The 6,157-nt window shown below is 73.2% G+C and carries 3 protein-coding genes; 2 read left to right on the top strand and 1 reads right to left on the bottom strand.

What is annotated here, in order from left to right:
* The first annotated feature begins 174 nt into the window (after window positions 1–174).
* Window positions 175–2,919: an ExeM/NucH family extracellular endonuclease gene (locus tag QL983_RS02740; protein WP_152743961.1), complete on the top strand. Its 2,745-nt coding sequence runs from the start codon at window positions 175–177 to the stop codon at window positions 2,917–2,919.
* Window positions 2,920–3,003: 84 nt separating this feature from the next.
* Here QL983_RS02740 and QL983_RS02735 read toward each other — a convergent pair whose 3' ends face one another.
* A complete protein-coding gene (locus tag QL983_RS02735) occupies window positions 3,004–4,959 on the bottom strand; it encodes an FAD/NAD(P)-binding protein (RefSeq protein ID WP_144868723.1) in 1,956 nt (651 codons plus the stop codon).
* A 291-nt stretch (window positions 4,960–5,250) separates the two neighbouring features.
* Between QL983_RS02735 and QL983_RS02730 the strand changes: the two genes are divergently transcribed.
* Window positions 5,251–6,105: a PRC and DUF2382 domain-containing protein gene (locus QL983_RS02730; protein WP_144868720.1), complete on the top strand. Its 855-nt coding sequence runs from the start codon at window positions 5,251–5,253 to the stop codon at window positions 6,103–6,105.
* The last annotated feature ends 52 nt before the right edge of the window (window positions 6,106–6,157 follow it).

The raw sequence follows: 6,157 nt of genomic DNA, 5'->3' as shown, positions 1-6,157 counted from the left end.
CATGACAAGGGCGCCGACCACCCGGGCAAGGGCCGCGTGAAGGGCGAGGACCACCCGGGCAAGGGCCGCGGCGTGCAGCGCGGCGCCGCCACGCACCCCGTCTTCTCCGCCCATGCCTGGCTGACCGCCGCGGGCCTGCCGCGCTGACCCATCGAGAACGAGACCGAGGACGACATGACCCCCCTGCCCCGCTTCGCCGCGCGCACCGCGGTGACCACCGCCGCCCTGGCCCTGCTCGCCCCCGCCGTGGCCCTGCCCTCCCAGGCCAGCCCGGCCGGCGACTCCCTCGTCATCAACGAGGCGTACACCAACGGCGGCTCCGCGAACGCCGTGTACACCCACAAGTTCGTGGAGCTCTACAACCCCACCGACCAGCCGATCAGCCTCGACGGCTGGTCCCTGCAGTACCGCTCCGCCGCCGGCACGGCCGCGACCCAGGGCACGGTCGCGCTGTCCGGCACGGTGCCCGCGAAGGGCCACTTCCTGGTCTCCGGCGGCTCCAACGGCACCGCGGGCGTCGCCCTGCCGCAGGCGGACCTCGTGGCCGGCGGGGCGTTCAACCCCGCGGGCACCAAGGGCACGATCGTGCTCGCACGCCAGGCGGGCACCGTGACGGACCTGCCGGTCGGCTCCGTGGTGACCGGCCAGGTGCCGGGCGTCGCGGACGTGCTCGGCTACGGCGCCACGAACACCTTCGAAACGGCGGCCGCCGGCGCCCCCTCGGCCAACTCGGACCCGAAGTCCCTCACCCGCACGAACGGCGTGGACACGGACGACAACAGCGCCGACTTCACCGTCACCGACCAGGTCACCCCGACCAACGCCGCCGCCACCGGCGGCGAGCCGACCCCGGAGCCCGAGCCGCAGCCGACCCCGGCCGAGCGGATCACCATCGCCCAGCTCCAGGGCACCGGCACGGCCACCCCGTACGCCGGGCGCCAGGTGACCACCACCGGCGTCGTCACCGCCGTGTACTCCACGGGCGGCTACGACGGCTACTACATCCAGACCGCCGGTACCGGCGGCGACACCCCCGACGCCACCCCGGGCGCCTCCGACGGCGTGTTCGTGTACTCGCCGGACACGGTCGGCTCCGTGACGCTCGGCGACCACGTCCAGGTCACGGGCGAAGCGGCCGAGCACTACGGCCTCACGCAGATCAAGGTCGCCGCCGGCGGCGTGCTGCCGGTCGCCGAGCCCGGCGCCGTGGCCCCCACGCCGGTGGAGTTCCCGCTGGAGGAGGCCGACCGTGAGGCGCTCGAGGGCATGGTCCTCGCCCCGCAGGGCGACTGGACGGTCACGGACAACTACTCCCTCAACCAGTACGGCTCCCTCGGCATCGTCCCCGGCACCACGCCGCTGGACAACCCGACGTCGGTGGCCCGGCCCGGCGCCGAGGCCCAGGCCGTCGCGGCCGCCAACGCCCAGCAGCTGATCGTGCTCGACGACGGGGCCACCACGAACTTCATGCGCTCACCGGGCAACCAGAACCCGCTGCCGTACCTGGACGCGGACCAGCCGGTGCGCGTGGGCGCGGGCCTGGAGTTCACCACCGGAGTCATCCTCGACTGGCGCTTCGACGCGTGGTCCTTCCAGCCGCTGGGCCACCTCACCGACGCCACGGCGGCCGCCCTCCAGCCCGTGACGATCGAGGACACCCGCCCGGGCGAGGCCGCCCCCGAGGCGGTCGGCGGCAACGTCACCGTCGGCAGCTTCAACGTGCTCAACTACTTCACGACCCTGGGCCAGGACGTGGCCGGCTGCAGCGCCTACCGCGACCGCGCCGGCAACCCCGTCACCACGAACGGCTGCCTGCCGCGCGGCGCCTACACCCCCGAGGCGTTCGCCCGCCAGCAGGAGAAGATCGCGGCCGCGATCAACGGCCTCGGCACCTCGGTGGTCGCGCTCGAGGAGATCGAGAACTCCGAGAAGTTCGGCCTCGACCGGGACCACGCGCTGGCCCACCTCGTGGAGACCCTCAACGCGCAGGCCGGCGAGCAGCGCTGGGCCTTCGTCGCCTCCCCGACCGTGCGTCCCGCGCTCGCGGACGAGGACGTCATCCGCTCCGCGTTCATCTACCAGCCGGCCGAGGTCACCCCGGTGGGCGAGTCGGTGATCCTCGACGACCAGACGAACTTCGACAACGCCCGCGAGCCGATGGCCCAGCTGTTCCGCGCCGCCGACGGCACGTCCGAGGGGGCGGCCGGCACCGACTTCGTGGCGATCACCAACCACTTCAAGTCCAAGGGCGGCTCCGGTGCGACCGGGGGCAACGTGGACGCGGGCGACGGCCAGGGCGCGTACAACGCGGACCGCGTGGGCCAGGCCGAGGCCCTCGTGGCCTTCGCCGAGCGCATGAAGGCCGAGACCGGCACCGACCGCGTCCTGCTCATGGGTGACTTCAACGCGTACGAGAAGGAGGACCCGATCCGCGTGCTCGAGGCGGCCGGGTACGTCTCGCAGGGCGCGCTCACGGGCGAGTACTCGTACGCGTACGGCGGCGCCGTCGGCAGCCTGGACGGGATCTACGCCTCGCCGTCGGCGGCGGCGGCGATCACCGGCCAGGACATCTGGATGATCAACGCGAACGAATCCGTGGCACTGGAGTACTCGCGCCACAACTACGTGGCCGAGGACCTGTACTCCGCGGACCAGTGGCGGTCCTCGGACCACAACCCGATCCTGGTGGGCCTCCAGCTCGACGCGCCCGTGACCGAGCCGACCCCGGAGCCGGAGCCCTCCCCGGGCGAGACCTGCGACGGTGTGACCGATCCGCGCGGCGTGCCGGGCAAGCCCGCGAACTCCGTGCGCGAGTGGCTGCGCTGCGTCGGCGCGACCCCGGGTCACGGCGGCGACCACCCGGGCAAGGGCCACGGCCCGGAGCACCCGGGCAAGGGCCGCGGGCCGGTCCGTCCCTGACGGGACGCGGGGCGCCACACCCGGCATGACGACGGCGGGGCCGTCCGGGAGCCACCCGGGCGGCCCCGCCGTCGTCGTGGGGGCTCAGCCGGCGAGCACGGCCGCCGCGGCGGCGTCGGCGTCGGCGAGGAAGAGGGCACGTCCGGTCGGATCGGCCCCGGCCTCGGCCGCGATCGCGGTGCCCCACTGCACGCCCGAGAGCTGCAGGCCCAGCACGAACACGTCCGCGTGGACCGTGCCGTCCGCGGCCCGCAGCCGGTACGGGCGGGCCGTGACGTCGAAACCGGTGGCGGGCACGCGCACACCCTCCTCGTCCTCCCACGTCCCGGCCGCGGCGACGCCGTCCGCCAGCATCTGACGGACCAGCGGGGAGGCGGCGGCCTGCACGCGGTTGGGCGGCATCATCGCCTCCACCAGCCAGGCCCCCTCGACCACGGCGGGCCCCAGGGAGTCCTGGGCTCCCACCTGGGGGCTGTGGGCGGTGAATGCGTGGTCCTCGGCCTCGACCACGGGCGCGGGGCCGGCCCAGGTGAGCAGGCCGGCCCGGTGCACCGCGAGCATCTGCTCGACGCGCCACAGGGGCGGGCCGGAGGCGAGGCCCTCGACCAGCGGCTCGAACCAGCCCTGGACGTCCCGGATGCGGGAGGCCTCGGCGATCCGGCCCTCGGCGATCCACGCCTTGATCCGCAGTCGGCCGGCATGGAGCGCGCCGACGGCCATCATGAACGGGGACTCCTCCCCGAGGGCGGCCTCGACGCAGGCCTGCTCCATGAGGTCCGCGACGGCCCGCTGATAGTCCTCATGGGAGGCGAACACGGCGTCCTCGAACGGGGACCCATAGGCCAGGATGTCGAGGAAACGGCGCCCGGGGGCGTACCGCTGGAGGAGCTCCTCGGCGTGCGCGGAGGTCACGGGGGCGCCGCGGCCGGCCTCCTCGAGCTGGCCGACGAGCTCCCCGAGGAACCGGCGCGCCTCGACGGGCCCGCCGAGGATCTCGGGCTGGGCCCGGACGAGCGTGGCGTAGTAGTGCCGGACCACGTCGCGGTGCAGCAGCGGCCAGAGGTGCTCGGCGAGGTCCAGGGCCCCGTGCCGGGCGGTGAGGGCGTCCACGGCGGCGTCGGAGAGGTAGCTGAGGGTGACGCCGCGGGGCACGAAGGCGTCCACCTCGGCCTTGGGCAGGTACGGGATGCCGCGGCGGGACATCAGGTGCAGGCGCGGCTCGTCCCCCGACGGCTCGTACCGCAGGGCCCGGCCGGGTCCGTCGCCGGTGCGGCGGTACACCCCGCCCCGGCCCTGGGTGAGCTGGGCCAGCAGGTCGAACGCGTTCAGGCCCATGCCCCGCACGAGGACGTCCGCCCCGGCCTCCACGGTCTCCCATTCCACGTCCGAGGGGATCTGCGGGCCCTGGTAGTGCAGCTCGTCCCGGCCCCGCGCGGCGGCGGCCATCCGGATCTGGCCGGGGCTGAGCTCCGCAGGCTGATGGCCCAGGCAGAGCACGACGGCGTCCGCGTCGAGCACGGAGATCGCGCCGTCGGGGTCGCGCAGCTCCAGGCGGGCGCCGCCGTCGGGTCGAGGGTGCAGGGCGGTGGCCTCCGCGCGGTGCTCGACGACCTCGGCGACCTCGGGACGGGCGCGCAGCCCCGCCACGACGTCCTTGTACAGATGCCGGAGGTAGCGCCCGTAGACCGCACGGGCCGGGTACTGGTGGCGGCGCACGCCGAGGCTGGCCTCCGGGTGCACGCGACGCCACTGGTCGAAGGTCTGGGCGGCGGTGGAGGGGCGCAGACCGGGGTTGTCGGCGGCGCACGCGGTCGGAAAGAACGCGGGGGTGTTCATGAGGTACAGCTCGGACTGGTCCGTGCGCCACACCCGCCCTGGCCCGGGCGGATAGGGGTCCACGACGTCGATGCGCAGCCGCCGGGGGTGTGCGTCCGGGGCCGCGCCCTCGAGCCGGGCGAGGATCCGCTCCAGCAGCATGACGCCGCGGGGGCCGGCTCCCACCACTGCGAGGCGGCGCTCGGCCACCAGGGGCTCGGACATGGGGCCTCCACTCTCCTCGGGATCGTTTTCACGCCTGCGGCGCGCGTATTCCACACAATATCGGTGGCCGTCAAGGGTCGCGGACCGCATGCGCCACACTCCCACCGATCCCCCAGGATCCACAGCAGGCCCGGGCGAAGAATCCGCGTAATCATGCGGATCACGTCGAGATTCTGGGAGAAGTCTGGGAATTGGGAATCCGGGGGGCCGATGGTTGACGCCACTCGGGCCGATGGGGAATTGTGAATGATCGTAAGGCAACAAAACACCAATTCAGAAGGAGAATTCCTCATGGACCGCAACGCTCTCGACCAGCTGCAGAACTCCACCGTCTTCGCCACCGACGGCGACAAGATCGGCTCCGTCGGTCAGGTCTACCTCGACGACGTCACCAACGAGCCCACCTTCGTCACGGTGAAGACCGGCCTGTTCGGCGCCCGCGAGACCTTCGTCCCGCTGCAGCAGGCCCAGATCACCGCCGACGGCATCACGGTGCCTTTCGAGAAGTCCTTCGTGAAGGACGCCCCGAACGTGGACGCCGACGGCTCGCTGACCCCCGAGGAGGAGCAGCGCATCTACGAGTACTACTCCATGGAGTACTCCGCCACGGATCGCGACGGCGACGTGCGTCGTGACGACGTGCGCACCGATGCCGGCACCGCCGGCGTGGCCGGCACTGCGGGTGTGGCTGGCGCGGCCGACCGTCGCGACGAGGCCGTCGTGGACGGCGACCGCCGCGACGTGACCGACGCCGACTCCGTCGTCGTCAAGGACGAGCACCTGAACGTCGGCACCGAGCGCCGCGCCACCGGCCGCGTCCGTCTGCGCAAGCAGGCCTACACCACCACCGAGACCGTCGAGGTGCCCGTCACCCGCGAGGAGGTCGTGGTGGAGCGCGAGTCCGTCGATCCGAACTCCGCCGAGGCCCGCACCGCCGGCCGCGACGGCGACGTCGAGGTGACCACCTACGAGGAGACCCCGGTCGTCAACAAGACCGTGGACGCCGAGAAGGTCTCTCTGGGCAAGCGCCAGGTGCAGGACACCGAGACGGTGACCGAGGAGGTCCGCCACGAGGACGTCAAGGTCGACGGCGACGCCACCGATCGCGACCTCGACGGCCGCAACGACCGCAAGGATCGCATCTGATCTGAACGGACGCGTCGGCCTCAGGCCGGACGGCTGACAGATCACGCGGGGC

The sequence above is a fragment of the Micrococcus sp. APC 4021 genome, from assembly GCF_030407635.1.
Taxonomy (GTDB): Bacteria; Actinomycetota; Actinomycetes; order Actinomycetales; family Micrococcaceae; genus Micrococcus; species Micrococcus luteus.
The sequence above is the reverse complement of the archived record's forward strand: the minus strand, read 5'-3'. Positions and strand labels throughout refer to the sequence as shown.

What these genes read in the sequence shown, in the direction of transcription:
- QL983_RS02740 (WP_152743961.1), top strand. Translation starts at nt 175, where the DNA reads ATGACCCCCCTGCCCCGCTTCGCCGCGCGCACCGCGGTGACCACCGCC.
- QL983_RS02735 (WP_144868723.1), bottom strand. Translation starts at nt 4,959, where the DNA reads ATGTCCGAGCCCCTGGTGGCCGAGCGCCGCCTCGCAGTGGTGGGAGCC.
- QL983_RS02730 (WP_144868720.1), top strand. Translation starts at nt 5,251, where the DNA reads ATGGACCGCAACGCTCTCGACCAGCTGCAGAACTCCACCGTCTTCGCC.